This is a genomic window from Seonamhaeicola marinus, assembly GCF_008085455.1.
The window spans coordinates 425,632-445,639 of the sequence record NZ_VSDQ01000577.1 but is presented as its reverse complement, the minus strand read 5'-3'; the positions used below and the strand labels follow the sequence as shown (position 1 = coordinate 445,639).

Genomic DNA, 20,008 nt, shown 5'->3' with positions numbered 1-20,008 from the left:
AGTAATTAAAAAAGTAAAATGCAAGATTGTATTGCTATAGCAGAGAAGAATGGCTTTTTTGTTATGAGGCAAAGAAAATGCCAATTTTGTGGAGCAATTACAACTAGGGGAATTCACCAATGTATAGAGATTTTCAAGATATTGACTTTACTCAAGTTGAAAATCAGTTGTACCGGTTTCTTATTGTAGATGCCCATACATTACAACTCCCTGAAATTCATGCAGATGGAATAGTCATTTTCATCTTTCAAGACTGCATTTAATTTTTGAATATAATGTAAAATGGACATATAAGCTATCACCTAAGCTTAGCGCACGTCTAAATAATATAAAACAGCAAATCAAGGAGAATACCTCGTGCCTCTTCTGTACAAAAAAGAGGCAGTATTACAACCACTGATATATTCACTAAACCAACTAATGCCTCAGAATGTAAAGATTGGGTTCATAAATGAGCTAAAAGCGTCTATGAAGCTTGGCGTAATTATCATGACGTAGTGGATAAAATTGCCAAAAAATTTTTATACTAGTTTTACATCATTAATTACTCGTTATTACTTTGAATAGTCGTTTTTATTGAATGATTAGTTTTTTTATACCAATTCCAAAACCAGTTTTTACTTCCGTAAAATAAATGCCTGGTGTTAGTGTTGTTATATCTATAGTTTCGTCTTTACTGCTGAAAACAGATGTACCCAAACTATTATAAATAGTAACAGAGTATAATTCCATTCTATTTTCCATGTGGATATTAACCTTCGTTTTTGCCGGGTTTGGATAAAGTCTAAAATCAGTCCAAATGTCATCTTCTAAACCTAAAGCTCCACAATTTTCACTATAAACTGCTCCCGGTCCTTTGGCATTGGCCCAATAGGTCTCCATATAACTTTTATTATCAACTTCTATACAGGACAAACTACTATTGCTATTGGCATTAAACGAGGATAGGTTGTCGTTGTTACCATTTTTAATATTTAATTCAGATAAGTTATTGTTATGGCATAGAACTTCGACCAGCGATGAGTTGGCGCTTAAATTAAGATGCGTTATGTCATTTATAAAACATTTTAGATTAGTTAACTGCGTATTTTGGCTCAAATCTAAACTGCTTAATTCATTATTTTCACAGAACAATTCTTCCAGTGATGTAGCATTATTAACATTTAAGCTAGTCATACTATTAGAATAACAGTGCAAAAGCGTTAAAGCAGTATTTTCACTTAAGTCTAAATTTGTTATAGTATTGTTATAACATCTTAAACGAGTTAAAAGCGTATTATTGGTTACATCCAAACTAGTTAAATTATTATTATAGCACCATAACTGGCTAAGTGCTAAATTCTTGCTTACATCTAATCCGGATAAGTCATTATTATCACAAGTAACAATGGTTAGTGCTGTATTATTAGTTAAATCTAAGCTGTTTAAATTATTGTAGTGACACCACAACTGGTTTAGCCCCAAATTATTACTGATGTCTAAGCTTGTTAGGTTATTGTTGTTACAATACAATCTACTTAATGATGTATTTGTGCTAACATCTAAACTATTTAAACTGTTAGAATAGCACCTTACTGTTGTTAAGGCTGTATTATTGCTTAAATCCAGACTATTTAAATTGTTGGAATGACAGTATAAATGAGTTAAGGAAACAAAATCTTCTATTCCAGTTAAGTCAGATATGTTTTTATCGCCAATATTAAGGGTAGTAAGCGTGTTAATGTTGGCTGTAGGAACATAATCATCCAACGCACCGGAATCATAGCCCAAATCTATTAAAGCTTGTTCAAAGTTATCATCAGGGACGTAGGTGTTTTGTGCATTGCACAGATTAATAAAAACAAGGGTAAGAGCGAGTGTAATTTTTTTCATAACAATTCTTTTTTTAGTGTTTATTGTAGTTTTTTAATATTTAGATAAAATCTTTGGTATTGCAATACGAACTGCAATACCAAAGCTTGTTTTCTCTTTATTCAAATTCAAAAGCACCAATATCGATACCAGCTCCGTTAACAGTTCTATCCTGAATCCCATTAGGATGCTTAAATTGCTTATCTACAGGGGGTAGGAAATCCGGTATGGCCATTCCGTTATCAATAGCTTCAGATTCATATAGCGGATGGTATTGCTTCCTGGCATCTGTTGTATTAAGTGCAAATTCAACATCGGGAATTTGCATACTTGTAATCATATCAAAATCCATAGGACCACATGGGTTTTGATTGTCTCCCGTTTTATACCATGCTAATACAGATTGAGAAATGACATTGTTCGAAAAATGGGATACGCTACCATTGTATCTAAAAAGACTTATTTCTGAATCTGCGGCTCCACCAGAGTTTTCGTAGTAGAAAATATTATTAAATGCATATAGTTTTTCATTGCAAGTATTGAGGTCGCAAAACATCTTTCGCCATGAATTGCTTTTATTGCCTTTAAGAACAAATGTATTGTTGTAACAGTAAACCGTTCCTTGTCTTAAATCATCACTGGGGTTGCCATTGTCCCCATCGCCTCCATAGTGTAAAATACTTGCCGCACCTTGTACATGCCCTTCAATAACATTACCAATAACGTAAGTTGTTCTAAATGAAGGTAAAGTGTTTATAAAACCATAACCATTTTGAGATTCTACCAAGTCCATTTGACGGGCAGCTGGCCCCACAAAACGATTATACATAATCCTGTCTCCAGCAGAACGGCTTTTGTAATTACCACCTAAAGCCCCTTCCCTTATAGGACCAAACTGGTTTCCTACTGAAGTTAGACCATCAACCTCTATGTAAATATTATGATAACGGTCTTTACCCCTTGCACCATTATTTTTTATGATATTATCGTAAAGCATAATATTCCTGGTCATTTCCATCTCTCCGTTTGTAACCGCAAATATCCCGTTGCCATTATATTCTATAATGTTATTGGCAATCTTGATATCTTCTCCCATCTGAATTCTTATGCCGGCAGAACCTTCACTATATGGAACTAATTCACCTGATACCATATCATAGAATCTTTGGCTGTCATCACTTAAGTATTGATGGGCTCCTACAATCCTTAAATTTTTAATTTCAATATGCTTTGGCCAAGTACCATAACGGTCATCAGTGCTTTTAGAAATAACGACAACTCCCAAGGAAGCCACGACATTCTTTATTCTCGTTGGTCTTACTCTGGCATTAGTGCCGTCTAGTGTTGGTAGATTACCTTCGGCATCTGGTACGCCACAGATAGTAATGGGTAAATCCTCTAAACCACTCTGAGTTAAAAGAATGCGCTCGTAGTAAGGTTCTTCTCTAGCGTAAATAGCAACGACATCTCCAGGTTGTAGATTTTCAAAGGGAACATCAATTAGATTTTCAAATGCTTTATTCGGTCCCACCTCATATTTTTTTGAACCTGGTGCTGGCTCGCAAGATGTCGAATAATTAAAGTCTGGTATTGGAAGACTTGTGAGTTCAGGGTCAGAAAAAAAACTTTCATTGTCATTGGAACAATTCCATAAAAAAGGAACTAGAAAAAAATAAAGAATATAGGTTTTCTTTGTTTTCATAATAAGTAGGTTTTAAATTAAATTTATGATTTGGGTTTATAATTTGAATTTCTATATGAGGTAACTTGTTTGTTAAGTGTTAGTTGTCATAAGGAATAGAAAGACCCGTCATATATTTATGACAGGTCTATATTCCTGGCTATTAATCACCAATTGTCACTAAACAAACTACATTTTTTGAAATTATATACATTCTAAATTCTTGTTGGGTTTTAAATATTTTGAAAGTTGTTCTTTTTTCAGTTGGGCTGGTTAGTATTTCATTTATTCATGAAATGTTTTGATAAGAATATTCTTTTTTCCAAAAAAATATATTTGTTGTTCAATTTGGTCAACAACATACCCGGTGTACCTATAATCTAGGACTTCAATAATGTCACTTTTTCCAGAGTCTATGTCTAATCTCATTATTTCGGTTTCGTTATCTCGAGGTACAACAAGCAATAAAACACTATTGTGTTTGCGGCCTTTTTTAATTCTTCTTAAAATGGAAAGCATATTTAAATCCATGTTTGCGTCATTAAGCTTTACTAGCGCATTTAACCCATTTTGATAAGAAAGATAAATCCCATAAATCCGTGAAGAAACATTTGTAATAATACCCATATCTTGAGAAACTAGGACACTATTAAAAGTACTCGACAGTTGATTCCCAACAAAGCCTATTGCAGAGGTATAGGAACTAAATGCTCTTTTGGTCCAGTAAAGGGAACCTGAAAACACATTACTATTGTCAAGAAAAGGATATTCCCTTTTGTATAATAAATCTCCTGAGGGACTTAAAAAGTAAAATTTATTAGAGTCATATAGCAAATATCCATTTTCTCTAATTTTTAAATTCGGTATTTTTCGCTTAAAACTTAGACTATCAAATTGTATAGGTTTTTTTGATGAATATTTTTCAAAGACATAAAATTTTTGGTCGCTATAAACTGGGAACACGTTATTAATTGTATCATCCCAAACCCTAAAATGGTGTTCACTTAGTTTTAAATTCCGACTTATAAATCCATGTGTGTTTAATACAATATCCTCCTCCCAAATTTTCGCACCATCTTCATTTAATAGTTTATTCGCTTTAGATGGTGTTATATAAAGTACATCTGCCTCACTTTCCAATAGATAAATAGGGTTTTCAAGTACGCTGTTTGTAATTCTTATTTTTTTCTTCCAAGCCTTTTTACCCATTTCGTCTATCCTTACCAAATAATTATTTTGAACAACAAGATACCCCTGTTCTACTGGAACGATTCTTTTTATAAGTGGCAATGCTTCCGATTTATCCCATTTTTTAGTGCCACTTTTAATATCAATAAGGTTAAAACCCTTAGATGTAATAACAACCATTTCGTCTGCCATTTGAGCAGTATCTGAAATGTTACCCAAAATTAGAATAGGTGTATTCCAAAGAGCTTCAAGTGTCATGGTATTTAAGGCGGTAATCGAATTTTCTTCGGTTAATCTTTTTACTCCAATTCTATTTGAAAAAAGAAAAATTATATTTTTGGATTTGTTCAGGGCTATTGAAGTAATATTTTCTCTTTCTAACAACAATTCACCACTTTCACTATCAATTTTAATTAACTGTTTGTTTTTAAGCCAATAGATATTTTTTTGAGCATCCAACAAAATAATTTCATTATCAAAGAATACGCGTTTTAGTTTTTTAAACAATTTAGTATTAGCGGCTTTCAATTCCCATAACATTTCACCGGTCTCATAACTATATAAAGAAATTACCAGGTCTTTATTTTTAATGCCATCCACTAAGACACATTTTTTTTGAGGAAGAATTAAGGTATTGTTAACAGCCTTGTAGCCTTCTTTCTTAGAACTAAAAAGAACTTTCCCTGTAATGATATTAACCACGGTCTTTAACGCACCTTTACTATTTAAAGTATTGGATAAGGCCTTTGATTTTATAAAAGGATTCTCGGTAAAAATACAGAGCGGCGTATAAGGTATTTCTTCATATTCAGAAAGGTCAATGTCTTTTAAATCTTCGTTTTTCCAAGAAACTTTTTTAGATAAAGGATCTATACCAAGTAGGGTGTTTCTAGTTTTAACAACTAAAGTTCCAGTGTAACCATTTACAACTTGCCCCTCAATATTACTCTCTAGTTCAATTTTATTTTGAGAAAAAGTAAAAGAGGAATAACAAGTAAGTAAAAGTAGTACTCTTATAGATATATTTTTGAATAGAAGCTCCACGGCAATTTCAATATTTTATTAATTAAATAGCCTTTTTTAAAAGAGGTATTTCATTATCATTCAAAAGCAAGGTATACCGTTTTGATTCAAGCTGGCCTTTTAATTTGATAAATGAATTCACCAGTTTCCTTTTTACGATAGGATCCTTAATAAACCTGGGAATGGAAGAGTTAGACAAAGATACGGCTGAAAAAGTTACCTCAACTTCACCATTGCTCTTGGGTTGCAATTGCCAACGCCCCCAATTGTGTTTTTCCCTGTTATAGCCCTTTTTTATGGCTATATAATTTGGTTCGGAACATATGGATATATTTATTGTTCCTTTCTCCTTATATATGGTATACCTTGAGACTAGCTCCTGCTGAGGAAAGGGATAAGGAATATCAAAGATGGTGTAAGAAACCCAAGTAGAATCTCCAGATTCTAAGAGTTTATTTTGTCTCACACCTTCATTCCAATTTTCTATCTTAGTTGGGTTTTTAATAAATTCTATAAACCTACTGTTAGATACAGATATCGTAAAGTTTGCTGATAACTCCCTTGTGTTTAGGGTATCATTAACTTTAAGAGTTCTATAACTTAGGGTAATGCCTTTTTTTTGCTTTGCAATTTCCCATTGTCCTTTTTCGGCTATTTTCTCAAACTCTTCTAATTGGGTAATGGAATCTAAAACCGTATTTTGTGTGAATGCTTTACGACACAAAATTATTATCATTAAAAGTATCATAACCGTTGATTTAATTGATGTCATAATTAATGTGCTTTATAGTTTCTTAGGAGGTTTTTTCAAAATAGTTTACCGCGTCTATAATGGCTTTATCAATAGGTTGATACTTAATATTTAAAGCTTTGATAGACTTCTCATTCGTAAAATAATTATTAACCATGAGCGCTTTCATATTCACCGAACTTAAATTCGTTTTAAAATTAAATTTCCTTAAAACATCTCCAATACCTCCTAAAATGTTGAGGATGAATTTTGGAATTTTTACCATTACTGGTTTCTGATTGGTTATTCTGTTGACCTTTCGAAAAAAATCTTTATAGGTTAAATTTTCATTCGCCAAAAGATATTTTTCGCCATAGTTTGCACTTTTAATACATTTAAGAATCCCTTGTGATACATCTTTAACATGTACAAAGTTTTTCCCCCCTGGAGGGTAGAACAATACCTTTTTGCCCAAGCACATCAATATAATTTTACCAGAACTAGGTTTACTGTCATTGGCACCAAGCATAAACGTTGGGTTTACAATTATGGTTTCTATTTGATGTTCTTCTCTTAACATAAATTCTTCTGCTAGTAATTTACTTTTAGCATAAAAAGAGTTTTTGTAGAGATGGGATATGCGCTTTAGTTCATTACCTGGTTCTTTTTGGGAACCATAGCCCATGGTATTTGCCGTACTTACAAAAATGAAGCGTTTTACCCCACATTGTATTGCTGCTTGGAATAGCTTTCTAGTAGCGTTGTAATTAATTTTCCAGTATTCATACGGGTCTGGGATACTTTGATCTGTTAGGGCAGCTATATGAATAACACAGTCAATATTTCTTAAAGCTGATGTGAAATCCATAAACAATTTGCCTTCAACCAAACTCAGATTCTCATGAGCATTCCCAAAAAATCTGTGCTTATCTCTTACAAGACCTTTTACCTTGTAACCTTCATTAAGTAAATCTTCGCAAAGATTCGTTCCCAAAAGTCCGTTTATACCAGTTACAAAAATTTTATCCAACAGTTAATTCTCTTTTTATTATTCTTGTCATCATCGAAACTTTAAATCTTGTAGGTAAAACAATGGAAATGACCCAACTTAAAGGGTTTAACATTATAACTTTCTTACCTCTAAACATCTTTTTAAGACTTAATTGCGCTACCTTTTTAGGGTCTAACAATGTTAGTCTTCCTAGAAGACCTTGTTTTTCAATTCTTGCGGTTATCTCTTCGTTAGTTTTCATTGCTCCAGGGTTAATAACACTAACTGAAATATTGGTATCTCTCAGTTCTTCCGATAATCCTAATGAAAAGGAATGGACGAAGGATTTGGAGGCAGGATAGACCGTTTTGTATCCAACAGGAGAAAATGCTGCTATGCTGGACACATTCAAAATATATCCTTTTCTCTGTTTCATTAAGTTTGGTAGTAATCTGTGAGTGATTAATGAGGTAGCTTTAACATTAACCTGAATTATGGTATCAATGTAATTTGTAGATACTTCGCTGAATTTTCTTGTCCCACCTGTACCAGCATTGTTAATCAGAATGAAAATTGAGAAATTTTTGTTCAGCCACATGCACAATTTCTCAACGTTTGAATCGGATTGAAAATTTGTTTCATAACATTCAGTCTTAATTTTATATTGATGAGATAACTGATTAGCAAGATGGATTAAGTTTTGACCAGGTAAGCTAACCAGAATAATATTTATACCTTGTTTTGCCAATGTATAGGCGAACGCTCTACCTAATCCTTGACTTGCACCTGTGATTAATGCATATTGTTCTTTAGTTCCTTTTATCTGCTCCATGTTCCTTATCAAATTTTGAAATTATTTGATCCAAAACTAACCAAGAATGGAGATTCAATTGTTCGATATTATAAACTCGAACTTGTATTTAACACTTGATTATCAATATATTGAAAGTTTAATGTGATTATTGTAAAGTTGACCCCATAGAATCCAATAAAAGTGTTTTATTTAAGAAAAAACAATAAAAAGGAGGGTATTTAACTTTAGGATGCTGCATGATGATTTATACAAAACTTCTTATTACAGAAATTAAAACGTATTAGTAAACGGGAGCTTTCTAATTCTTTTTCCAGTTGCTGCGAAAATGGCATTAGAAACCGCAGGATAAGTAACAGGTCCTGCAATCTCGCCAACTCCCCAAGGTTCCGTTTCATCGCTTTTACAAATGCAAACATCAATTTCTGGTACTTCATTAATCCTTAGGACTTGATTATCATGAAAATTACTTCTTTGCACTACACCAGCTTTATACTCGGTACCTCCATAAAAAAATGCAGATAATGCCCAGATAACGCCACCTTCCATCTGCTTGGTAACAAAATCGGGATTAATAACAAGACCACATTCCAAAGCTATGTAGATCTTCTCTACTTTAATTGAATTATTATTAGTTGAAACCTCCGCTACAGCTGCAGCATAACCATTACCATGCATATAAGGGTACACAGCAATACCTTGTGCCCAACCATCAGGCATTTTTTTACCCCATTTTGCTTTGCGAGCCACAGTAATTAATGCATTGCGAATACGGTTAATGTTACACTTATAATTATGGTTCAATGTAACCATTTCACCTTTTTTGAGCAGGCTCAGTCTAAATTCCAGAGGGTCCTTTTTAAGGGCAATAGCAACTTCGTCAATAAAGCTTTCGGTAGAAAACCCTTCAGCGTTAGCCATAACAGAGCGCCATGCGCTCATTTGAGTAAACCCCTTTACCCCAAAATGTTCGGCATGGCGGTTTGGAATATCATATATCATCCAACCTAGAACACCTCCCCAATTGTCTACAACTCCTCTTAGATGCCAACTAGTAATTTTGCCATCTTTAATCCCAACAGAATGTTTATTTATTTCAAGAGGATTGAGATAATCAAATTTTATATCATCTTCTCTTGTATACATAAGCTTAATTAAATCACCATCACATGCTTTAGACACTAATAAAGCTTCAAGACTGTGTTCCGCAAAATATCTCAACCCAAATCCACCTCCCGAGGGATGGCAATGAAGTTTTATATTCTTTGGTTTAAGACCAATTTTTTTTTCAATGTTAGTAATAATTCTATCAGCAGATTGCGTGCCAGTCCATAATTCACATGAAGTGCCAGAGTATTTGGCTATAGCATTTAAAGGTTCCATACAGGCATGATGTTGATAAGGGAATTCATAGGTGTGAGTAATAATTTGGTCAGCCTTTTCTAAGGCATTCAAATTACCCTTGGCAAGTACAGTATATCCTTTTTCATCACCCTCAATAATGTCATAAGCATCGTTTAGAAAGGTTTTATGTTCTATTAGACTTTTTTCTCCATCTTTCCATGTTGCTTTTAACAGTTTTCTTCCCTCTATGGCCGCCCAAGTTGAGTTTGCTATAACGGCAATGCCATCTCTAATATGGGAATTATTATCTAAAACCATCCCCTTAATAGTTACAACTTTTTCAACTCCAGGTACTTCAAGTACATGAGTTGAATCATAATCTATTAATGTGCCTCCAAAAACAGGAGCTCTCTCTATAGAGGCATATTTCATGCCTTCCAGTTTTACATCAATAGCATAGGGGTGTTTACCTTGAATGATGTCTGGTGTGGTTTTATTGCTAAACGACTTTCCTATATATTTAAAATCTTTTGCTTTTTTAAGTGGGGGTGCTAAATCAGTATTCTCAGGAAATTGCACCTGGTCTACAAGTTCACCAAATTCAAATTCATCATCACTTCCTATCCTAAGGACCTTATGGTTCTTTGTGTAACAAATATCTTTAGAAACACTCCAAATATTAGCGGCGGTTTCAATAAACAGATTACGGGCAAATGCGCCAACATTTCGCATAGAATACCATTCCTTAATGGTACTTACGCTACCTCCAGTAGAATTACCCATGTCTGGAATCGGGTCAGAATAAACAATATGAACTTTTTTCCAATCAGCATCAAGTTCATCGGCCACAATACCTACTAAACCAGATGCAATACCCTGACCCATTTCATGTTTTATAACATTTATAAAAATTTCACCATCCTTTCGAATTTGGATGTACTCACCAAAGTAATGTCCATAAGAACCTGAAAATCTATTTTTGGTTTTTGGGATATTATAGCGTGACAGTTTAACGTTTTCTTCACATGAATTCATTAGACCAATGCCAATGGTTAAACCGCCACCAGCGATTCCAGTTAATTGAATAAAGCGTCTTCTACTTAGCATTTTAATTCCTTTATTTTGATTGATTCATTTTTGAAGCTTTTAAAATGGCTTTAACTATACGAGGGTAAGTACCACACCTACAAATGTTTCCAGCCATATGAGATATAATAGCTTCTTTGGAGGGAGAGGGGTTGTCATTCAAGAAGGCTTGGGCACTCATTATCTGTCCAGATTGGCAATAACCACATTGGGGAACTTCTTCCTCCAACCATGCCTGTTGTAAAGCAGTAAAGCCATTTAAGGTCAAACCTTCTATGGTAAGAATCTCTTTGTTTTCAACTGTGGATATGGTTGTTATACAAGAGCGAGTAGGTTTTCCGTCTAAATGTATAGTGCATGCTCCGCAAAACCCGGAGCCACACCCATATTTAGTGCCTGTTAAATCCATAATATCCCGAATTACCCATAATAAGGGCATATTGGGCACAGCGTCTATGGTATATTCTTTTCCGTTTATTTTAATATTATAGGAATTCATAATCATAAATTATTTGAGCCTTTATTTGGGGTAAAAAGCTTTTAAGTTATTGGTATACAAACATTGTCCAACACCCCATTTCTTTTGAAAGTATTTAGGTTTTTTTGACTTAAGAGGTACAAGCATAAGGCTATTATGCTCGATGTTTGCCTTTTTGTATTGAACTCTGTAATCAAAAAAGTATAGATAGGGATATACCCATTCTAAATAATCCTTAGTTTGGGTAAGCGTAGTTTCATAACCAAATTTAATTTTTAAAGGAGCTTTATTCAGAGCCTCTTGAAATTCAACGGCATTAAGAGGAATGTTGAATAAAAAAGGAATGGCATTGAACTGTCCATCAGCAAAAACCCATTTATTTAATTCAGGCAGAAATACTTCAGCTACAGCGTGCCCAGCACTTGTAAGTAAAGTTTCGCATTCCTTTCGTTTTAATCCAAGTACTCTAGACTTGTATCCCAATGCTTGCATTATTTCAGAAATGACTATCGAATATTCAACACATCTAAAATGTTTTCCCTCTCTTGCCTCACTTAAAATGGTTAGGGCATTAGGCTTACTGGGCATGTTCCCTCCATCATGATTCCATTGGTTATGCACCCAAGAAGTAACTAGGTTTAATTTTTCAATATCACTTTTGGCACCAGCTATAATACTTTTAAGCTTATAAGTGTCTTTCAATATCAACAAATACTTTTCATCTATTGGAGGCAATTGAAAGTCAGGTATCCTAATGCTAGATTTGTTTAAAAATGTTAACTGTTGCTTAGGTGTTTTTTTAGGTAATCCTATGACCTTAAGAACCTTAGAATTTAATTCTTTTTTGGAGGTTATATTTAAATATATGGTATCGTAAGGGTAAAGATTAAATGATAACGAATCTATATCTGTAAAAACTAGAATTTTTGCCCCTACGGAATCTGTCTTAATATGTGAAATATTTCTTGACGCAGTCTTTGATATTAAGTAATCTCCAAATTTATAATCATTATAGGAAATCCAGTATTTATTCGAAATTGTCTCAAGTCTATTTTGAATATTTACATTTTTCTGCTCAAATACCAAATTGGTCAAAATTAGAGACAAAGCGAACCAAATTATAATAGTTTTCATAAAAGAGTGTTTTTTATTTAACTAAATTATGGCTTGAGTCTTGTAGAACTGTACTTAGTTATAAAGTGGAACCTCTTTTTTTAAATTCTGTAGGTGTTATTCCTGTAATTTTTTTAAAAGTTGTATTAAAAGACGTTTTAGAGTTGAACCCCGACTCAAAGGCAATGGCCAACATAGAAAACTTGTTAAAATCTGCTTCGGTAAGTAGTCTTTTTGCAGTGTTTACTCTATACTCATTAATAAACCGAAAGAAGTTTTCATTAAAGCCTGTATTAATAACATACGATAATTGGTGCGGTGTAAGCTCTAATTGTTCAGATAGGCCAGCTAAATTAATTTCATTATCTAAATAAGGCTTTTTTTCATTCATAAAACTATGAACTTTAGCTTTTAATTCTACCAACTTTTCTTCGGAAACCACCTTTTTCTTTTGAATGATTTGCTGTTTACCATTACTTAATGCTAAGACCTGAAGACGATGCTCAGTTTTTAATGGATATATTTCTTTTTGGTTAAGTAAATAGTAACCAATGAAGAAAATAGTTCCTAAAGTAAGAAGACCTAAGTATAAGTTTAAAGGTGCCCCATAAAATAACGCACTTAAAATACTACTTAAAACTGCTATAGTCAGCATGAAAATTATAATATACTCTAACCATTGTAAATTAATATCTTCGGTATTGGATGCGGAAGCCTCTGTAAGTTTTTTATGTTTTCTTATTTTAAAGAGAGATTTTGTTATAAAAAATAGTGCATGTAGCAGTAGTAACCATAAAGAAATTGGCGTAAGATTATAGCCATTTTGTTCCTGCATTATCAATGTTAGTCCATATAAAATAGGTGTTCCAATTAAAAATGGGAACCATTTTTCTAAATTATAATTTGGGTTTGTAAAAAATGTAATGCTAATGAAGAGAGAAAGTGGTGAGAAAAACTGAAGAAACATGACTATTTTTATAACCACCGGGTTAATGTTACTCCATCCAGCAATTTGAGCTACTTCCTCAAACCAGAATAAAGACCATAACAAAAGCGTTATACCAAACCATGAGTTAGCTTTTCTGTTTACTTTACATAAATTTGTTATAGAAAGAAATGCAAGTAATACCAAGGAACTAAAAATAAGTATTTGTATTAAATTGGTCATTAACTTAAAGTTGTTTTAGAAAAACATAACCGTTATAAACCGCAGCCATTGTACCACCGTCATTTGAAATAAAAAGTACATCTCTTCCGCGACCATCTCTAAATTCTACTCTTATAGATTCATCATTTGAAGAAGGGGAAGCTATAGCCTTACTAATTCCAAGATTAACTGTTATACCAGCTTTGTCAGCTGTAATTACCAAATTACCCGCGAGTTTGTTGATATATGTGCCAGCATAATTTTGGAAACTATGCATTAGAGTCCAATTACGATGAGAACGTAACTCCCTATCTCTCTTAAAGGCTTTTTGAATTTTATTTATTCTTTGTCTAAGTTTTTTTATCTGCTCAGTATAATCAATGTCTATCTTATATGGTTTGGTAAGCAAATCATATATTAGAGAAGCTATAAGGTTGGATACGTTGTCTCCAAAATGGCTCTCATTTGTTAAAATGACCATACCAATATTTTCTTTCGGTAAAAATGATAGATGTGCAAAGTACCCATCAAACCCACCAAAATGGTAAAACACTTTTTTATCTTTAAACTGTCCCTTATTCCAACCTAATCCATAACCTTCTGAGGTAAAAATATCTTTTTTTTCCTTCTTTTTGTCATAAGTAAAAAGCGTCTTCGAAAACAAGGTATCACTAAAGACCTTTTTATCATTAACCGATCCCATCCTCATATAAAGCATTAAAAACTTCTGCATGTCCACAATAGATGAAATTACTCCACCAGCGGCTTGAAACGTTTCATCATTCTTTTTTGTTAAAGCTTCTCTAGGAGTACCATTCTCATTTATAGAAACATAAGGCAATGCAGGTGACCAATCCATTTTTATTGCAGTGGAAATATTGGCTGAAGTATGATTCATACCTAATGGATTGAATAGCTCTTTTTCAAGCAATTTTTTCCAAGATAAACCAAGTTCTTCATGTAAAATAATGTCAAATATATTGTAACCCAAGTTATCATACCTATATCTTTTGTCATTATACAAAGGCTTAGTTTTCTTTTTTAACAGATAAATCATTGTGCTATAATCATAATCTCCAATAGCTGAAAACTTCCATGTTAATAAATCATTTCTAATACCACTCCTATGCGATAACAGTTCTCTAATAGTAACATTTTCGAAGATAGATGTATCCTTAAAGTCTTTTATTGGATGATAATTAGTTATTGATGTATCCAAATTAATAATACCATCAGTCTCCAATTTTGCAGCAAGTAAACCAACAAAAGATTTGGTTACAGAAGCTATATAGTAAGGTGTGTTTACAGTAGCTTTCGTTTGCTTTCTAAGATTGGAATATCCGTACGCCTTAGTGAAGAATGGTTTTTCATCCTTGACAACCGAAATAGAAAGCCCCGGAATTTCTTTAAAATCTTTAAGGATAGTCGTAATCAAACTATCAATTTGTTTTACTTGTATATCCTGTCCGGTTAATGTGTTTACAGTAAGGACAGCAAAGATTAATGTTCTAGATAAAGTACGTTTCATAATAGAGTGCCGTTTTTAAATTCAAAGTTTTAAAAATTGCACCTTAATTTATAGAACGTATGAAACCTATTTTGTGAGAGACTTAAACTGTTTAGGGGTAAGGCCAGTAATATTCTTAAATTTTCTGTTTAAATGACTTTGATCTGAGTAGCCATTTTCATAGGCTACATGAGCAAGTTTAGCTTCTTCGTTAAGTATGGAAGCCATGGCTCCGTTAGTCTTTAATACATTTATATATGATTTTATCGACTGTCCATAATATGCATTAAACACTCTAGCCATGTAAACAGGATGAATATTAAACTCTTTGGCTAACGCGGTACTTGTTAAAGATTCATTATAAGAAGTGTCAAGTATAAACTTAAGCTCATTTAACCATTCAGGAGGGGTTTTAAAATTTATTTGCGATTTTTTATCTCGAAAGTAATTTGCAAAATCTTCTATTCCTTTCAATTGGTCTTCTTCATTTTTAGATTGCAAAATCTTTTTAAGAAAAAAATAATTATCAACAGATTGAATCCATCCCCAATCTTTAAAAACATCTTGGGCAGAGTAATTTAATTCGCTTTCATTATTTAGGTAAATGCAAATTATCGAACAGGAATTTGCATAAACATCCCGGTGTATAGTTTTCGCAGGTTTAATAATTACATTGGCAATTCCTCCAAGAGTATCAATATTGTTAACTGTTTCATTGATATTACCCTCCAGAACAAAACTAATAGCAGTCCTATCATGAAAATGGTCAGGAAAATAAGTGTCATTACCATAGGTTGCCTTGGTAATTGTTACAATATTATTCTCGTAAATTGAAGATTTCTTGACCATTTATTTTGCCTTAAGATTTAACCATTAAAAAAGCACTATAGTCCCATACTAATGGTGAATTCCATTTTAAAGTTAAGGAAAATTCATTACTTACAGGACAATGACAAACATATCCAACTTTTTCATACAAACAAATAAAGTAAATGAAGGTTACTTCCCAATACAAAAATTAGCAAAAATATTACCAAGTAAGTCATCATTTGATATCTCACCTGTTATCTCACCAAAATAATAAAGTGCCTGACGGATATCTATAGCCAACAAATCTCCAGATAATCCATTATCTAGGCCTTCTTTTACTTTAGACACTTCTTCTAAGGCTTTTAGTAAAGAATCGTAATGTCTTGTATTGGTAACAATGGTGTCATTATTTTTTAAAGCTCCTGTATTTACAAAACTTAACAAATTATCCTTTAGTTCCTCTACACCTCTACCACTTTTAGCTGATAATAATTTTATCTCAGGGATTTTATTTTGGATAGTAGATACTTGAGGCTCTTCAATTTTATCAACTTTATTGGCAAGTACAATTAAAGGCTTTTGAGGGTACTTGTTCTTTATTTTTTCAATTTCTGTCTTTACCTTCTCAACGGATTCTTTATTAAAAACAGAGTCCGCATCAAACAGATAAATTACTACTTGAGCCTGTTCAATTTTTTCGAATGTACGTTGTATACCAATGCTTTCAACCACATCTTTAGTTTCACGTATACCTGCTGTATCTATAAATCTAAATCCTATACCTCCAATTGAAATTTCGTCTTCAATGGTATCTCTTGTCGTTCCTGCAATGTCAGATACAATGGCACGTTCTTCGTTCAACAATGCATTTAACAATGTAGATTTACCAACATTAGGTTCACCAACAATAGCCACAGGAATACCATTTTTGATCACATTTCCAACAGCAAAAGAATCTATAAGACGCTTTAGCACCATCATGATTCTATCAATTAACGCTTTAAACTGGGTTCTATCCGCAAACTCAACATCCTCCTCTGCAAAATCTAGTTCAAGCTCAATCAATGACGCAAAGTTTAGTAGTTCTTCCCTTAATTTTGCTATTTCTGAAGAAAAGCCTCCTCGCATTTGCTGCATAGCTATTTGATGTGAAGCTTCATTATCACTAGCAATTAAATCTGCTACAGCCTCTGCTTGACTTAAATCTAATTTCCCATTTAAAAACGCCCTAAGTGTAAACTCTCCTGCCGTAGCCATTCTACAGCCTTTTCTAAGAAAAAGTTGAATAATTTCCTGCTGAATGTAATTAGAACCATGACATGATATCTCAATGACATTCTCTCCTGTATACGAATTAGGATCTTTAAATATAGATACTAAAACTTCATCTAATGTTCTGTTGTCATCAACAATATGTCCCAAATGAATGGTATGCGTAGCCTGTTCTGAGAGTCGTTTACCAGAAACAGATTTAAACTGTTGTTCTGCTATTGTTATAGCGTCTTTACCAGATAAACGAATAATTGCAATGGCTCCTGCTCCAGAAGGCGTTGCTAAAGCTACAATAGTATCGGTATGAATCATGCTGCAAAAATAAACAATTTAGGCAGTAGCATACATTTGTTTCAGCTAAATAACCATTTGTAGCACCATTTAAAACTATTATGAAAGTTATTTGTTTTAAACTTTAAAACTACAAAATGAACTTATTTAAAAACGCAATTACGTTTTGTCTTATCTCCACTATTGTTTTTACGAACTGTAGCAGTAGTGATGGTGATGAAAAAGAAGACCCAATAGTAGATACCACAATGCCTACAATTAGTTGTACTGCTGATATTAATGTTTCTGTTGATGTATTCTCTACGGGAACTGAAGTTACCTATACTGAACCAGTAGGATCAGATAATTTACCAGGAGCTGTAACCAATCAAATAACTGGTATTGCTTCTGGTGGAGTTTTTCCAATTGGAACAACTACCAACACTTTTGAAGTTAGGGATGCCGCAGGGAATAAAACCTCTTGTAGTTTTAACGTTATAGTTACGCAAGATGGCCCATCGCAATCAATGCCGTATTTTGTTGAAACTAACCCAACTCCAAATGGAAAAAAATGGACTAAAGTTGAAGAATTATCCGATGAGTTTGATGACACAGCATTAGATGGTACTAAATGGCATAACAACCCCGCAACAGATCCTTTTGGCTGGTATGGAAGAGAGCCTGCACTATTTGACCCTGAAAATGTTTCAGTAAGTGATGGAAATCTCCGTGTAACGGTATTAGAGTACGATACACCAAAAACAGCCAATGGGAAGAGTTGGACTCATGGTGGAGCCATTTTAAGATCAAAAGCTATGGCTAGTCCTGGATGGTACTATGAATGCCGTATGAAGGCTAATAGTACGGTTATGTCTTCTACATTCTGGATTGCATTTCCATTTAATTGTAACACCGGACCAACAAGAAAGCTTGAATTGGACATACAGGAATGTGTTGGAAGGGTGCACAGCGGAACTGATTCTTGGGCTAGTAAATGGGACAATATTTATCATTCTAATGCTCGACAAAATCGCACATGCGCATCCTCCGAGACCACAACTTCACCTAAAAAAATCGATTTAGATGAAAAAAATCACTCAAGATATTTTGTGTATGGCTGTTGGTGGAAATCACCGACTGAGATACTCTTTTACCTAGATGGAAAACATGTATATACCATAAATAATCCTCCAAGCACATTTGACATTCAAGGCCATATAACTATGGCTATAGAAACTTATGATTGGAACCCTATTGATGCCAATAATATTCTAAAAACTGGGTCGGTAGAAGAACGAACTACAAAATACGACTGGGTAAGAACTTGGAAATTAGAAGATGAGTAAATTATGATTTAACTAGATAAACACCGTCAGGTTTTAATTCAATCTGGCGTTGTTTATATAGTGTTCCAATTGCTTTTTTAAAACTCTTTTTACTCATTTGCAACTGATCTTTAATAGCTTCAGGGTCCGACTTATCTGTTAAATTTATATAGCCACTATTATCTTCTAAAGCTTCAAGGATACGTTTAGCATTGGGTTCAATATTCCTATATCCTATTTGGCCTAAGGCAATGTCTAATTTATTTCCTGGGCGAATTTTTTTAACAATACCTTTAAGCTTATCGCCTACACTAATATCTTGAAAGATATGGGCTTTATAAATTAATCCTGTGTGCGCTTTATTTACTATAACATTCCAACCAATATCAGATGGGTGGGAAACAATTAAATCTACCTCATCAAACTGATTAACAGTAAGCGCTTTATTATCTAAAAAACGATTGGTTTTACTAGACGCAACTAAACGCTCCGACTTTTCATCTAAATAACAATACACTAGATACCAGCCACCTGGTTTCATTTTAAAAGCTTGTTCTTTAAACGGACAAAACAATTCTTTAACCAATCCCCAGTCTAAAAAAGCTCCAAAGTCGTTTACTTGGCTGCAACGTAACAACGCAAAATCACCTAAAGTAATGTATGGAATATCTGTACTTGCAACTAATCTTTCCTCATTATCCAAATACACAAAAACATCAATCTTATCCCAAATCTTAAATTCATTTGGCACATATCTATTTGGTAATAAGACTTCGTTATTTTCCGAATCAACCAAATAAGCGCCGTGATCTGTTTCTCGTAGTATTTCTAATGTATTTATCTGTCCTAATTTCATGTGGCAAAGGTAGCAATATAAAAGAAAGAAATTGTGATTTGTAGTAATGATTGATGCTTGTAATTAATTACGCCTTTAAACCTCTTAAACCAATTAGATTAATAATAAAAAAGCGCCACTAAAAGTGACGCCAAATATATGTTGCGTTTGGAATAAGATATTAAGCGTAAATAGCCTCTTTACCAAAGTGTTTAGTTAATAAATAATAAACTACCGCTCTGTATTTATTTCTATTAGATTTACCATATGTCTCTAAAACAGAATCTATAGCCCCATCTAAATCGTCTCCTTCACTTAAACCTAATTTTTTAATTAAGAAGTTGTTTTTAACTGTTGCTAACTCAGACTCGTCCGACCCAGAAACTGTAGAAGCATCTGCATTGTAAATAGATGGTCCACAACCAATAGTTACTTTTGTTAATAAATCCATGTCTGCATCAACCCCACACTTCTCCTTTAAATCTGCTGCATACTTTGCAATAAGTTCGTCACGTTTACTCATGATAAATTTAATGTTTAATTGTT

The 20,008-nt window shown here is 33.3% G+C and carries 17 protein-coding genes; 2 read left to right on the top strand and 15 right to left on the bottom strand.

Going from position 1 to position 20,008, the window contains the following annotated elements:
* The first annotated feature begins 119 nt into the window (after window positions 1–119).
* Window positions 120–263: a hypothetical protein gene (locus FUA24_RS25140; RefSeq protein ID WP_187388238.1), complete on the top strand. Its 144-nt coding sequence runs from the start codon at window positions 120–122 to the stop codon at window positions 261–263.
* A 310-nt stretch (window positions 264–573) separates the two neighbouring features.
* Here FUA24_RS25140 and FUA24_RS10260 read toward each other — a convergent pair whose 3' ends face one another.
* The 13 genes from FUA24_RS10260 to mnmE form a co-directional block, all read right to left on the bottom strand.
* Window positions 574–1,872, bottom strand: a complete 1,299-nt coding sequence (locus FUA24_RS10260) for a T9SS type A sorting domain-containing protein (protein WP_148542017.1) — start codon at window positions 1,870–1,872, stop codon at window positions 574–576.
* 97 nt (window positions 1,873–1,969) lie between these two features.
* On the bottom strand, window positions 1,970–3,553 hold the full coding sequence (locus FUA24_RS10255) for a hypothetical protein (protein ID WP_148542015.1): 1,584 nt from the start codon (window positions 3,551–3,553) through the stop codon (window positions 1,970–1,972).
* Between the two features lie 264 nt (window positions 3,554–3,817).
* The gene (locus FUA24_RS10250) at window positions 3,818–5,764 is read right to left on the bottom strand and encodes a PQQ-binding-like beta-propeller repeat protein (protein ID WP_148542013.1); all 1,947 of its coding nucleotides are present in this window, start codon (window positions 5,762–5,764) and stop codon (window positions 3,818–3,820) included.
* 22 nt (window positions 5,765–5,786) lie between these two features.
* Complete coding sequence (locus FUA24_RS10245) at window positions 5,787–6,515, bottom strand: SRPBCC family protein (RefSeq protein WP_148542011.1); 729 nt, start codon at window positions 6,513–6,515, stop codon at window positions 5,787–5,789.
* Between the two features lie 22 nt (window positions 6,516–6,537).
* Complete coding sequence (locus FUA24_RS10240; RefSeq protein ID WP_148542009.1) at window positions 6,538–7,503, bottom strand: NAD-dependent epimerase/dehydratase family protein; 966 nt, start codon at window positions 7,501–7,503, stop codon at window positions 6,538–6,540.
* Complete coding sequence (locus FUA24_RS10235) at window positions 7,496–8,296, bottom strand: SDR family NAD(P)-dependent oxidoreductase (RefSeq protein WP_148542007.1); 801 nt, start codon at window positions 8,294–8,296, stop codon at window positions 7,496–7,498. Before FUA24_RS10235 ends, FUA24_RS10240 begins: the two co-directional genes overlap by 8 nt.
* Window positions 8,297–8,548: 252 nt before the next feature.
* Window positions 8,549–10,726 carry a xanthine dehydrogenase family protein molybdopterin-binding subunit gene (locus FUA24_RS10230; protein WP_148542004.1) on the bottom strand — a complete coding sequence of 726 codons (2,178 nt, stop codon included), beginning with the start codon at window positions 10,724–10,726 and terminating at the stop codon, window positions 8,549–8,551.
* A 10-nt stretch (window positions 10,727–10,736) separates the two neighbouring features.
* Window positions 10,737–11,204 carry a (2Fe-2S)-binding protein gene (locus FUA24_RS10225; protein ID WP_148542002.1) on the bottom strand — a complete coding sequence of 156 codons (468 nt, stop codon included), beginning with the start codon at window positions 11,202–11,204 and terminating at the stop codon, window positions 10,737–10,739.
* 21 nt (window positions 11,205–11,225) lie between these two features.
* On the bottom strand, window positions 11,226–12,317 hold the full coding sequence (locus FUA24_RS10220; protein ID WP_148542000.1) for a transglutaminase-like domain-containing protein: 1,092 nt from the start codon (window positions 12,315–12,317) through the stop codon (window positions 11,226–11,228).
* A gap of 58 nt (window positions 12,318–12,375) precedes the next feature.
* Window positions 12,376–13,464: a helix-turn-helix domain-containing protein gene (locus tag FUA24_RS10215; protein ID WP_148541998.1), complete on the bottom strand. Its 1,089-nt coding sequence runs from the start codon at window positions 13,462–13,464 to the stop codon at window positions 12,376–12,378.
* A 4-nt stretch (window positions 13,465–13,468) separates the two neighbouring features.
* Window positions 13,469–14,971 carry a serine hydrolase domain-containing protein gene (locus FUA24_RS10210; RefSeq protein WP_148541996.1) on the bottom strand — a complete coding sequence of 501 codons (1,503 nt, stop codon included), beginning with the start codon at window positions 14,969–14,971 and terminating at the stop codon, window positions 13,469–13,471.
* Window positions 14,972–15,037: 66 nt separating this feature from the next.
* Window positions 15,038–15,799 carry a helix-turn-helix transcriptional regulator gene (locus tag FUA24_RS10205; protein WP_148541994.1) on the bottom strand — a complete coding sequence of 254 codons (762 nt, stop codon included), beginning with the start codon at window positions 15,797–15,799 and terminating at the stop codon, window positions 15,038–15,040.
* A 150-nt stretch (window positions 15,800–15,949) separates the two neighbouring features.
* Complete coding sequence (gene mnmE / locus FUA24_RS10200; protein WP_148541992.1) at window positions 15,950–17,344, bottom strand: tRNA uridine-5-carboxymethylaminomethyl(34) synthesis GTPase MnmE; 1,395 nt, start codon at window positions 17,342–17,344, stop codon at window positions 15,950–15,952.
* 116 nt (window positions 17,345–17,460) lie between these two features.
* Between mnmE and FUA24_RS10195 the strand changes: the two genes are divergently transcribed.
* On the top strand, window positions 17,461–18,648 hold the full coding sequence (locus FUA24_RS10195; RefSeq protein WP_148541989.1) for an HYR domain-containing protein: 1,188 nt from the start codon (window positions 17,461–17,463) through the stop codon (window positions 18,646–18,648).
* A 1-nt stretch (window position 18,649) separates the two neighbouring features.
* Here FUA24_RS10195 and FUA24_RS10190 read toward each other — a convergent pair whose 3' ends face one another.
* Together FUA24_RS10190 and FUA24_RS10185 are read right to left on the bottom strand one after the other, a co-directional pair.
* Window positions 18,650–19,483 (bottom strand): CvfB family protein, encoded by an 834-nt coding sequence (locus tag FUA24_RS10190; protein ID WP_148541987.1) that lies wholly within the window; start codon window positions 19,481–19,483, stop codon window positions 18,650–18,652.
* 160 nt (window positions 19,484–19,643) lie between these two features.
* Window positions 19,644–19,985 (bottom strand): DUF2853 family protein, encoded by a 342-nt coding sequence (locus FUA24_RS10185; protein ID WP_148541985.1) that lies wholly within the window; start codon window positions 19,983–19,985, stop codon window positions 19,644–19,646.
* Between the last annotated feature and the right edge of the window lie 23 nt (window positions 19,986–20,008).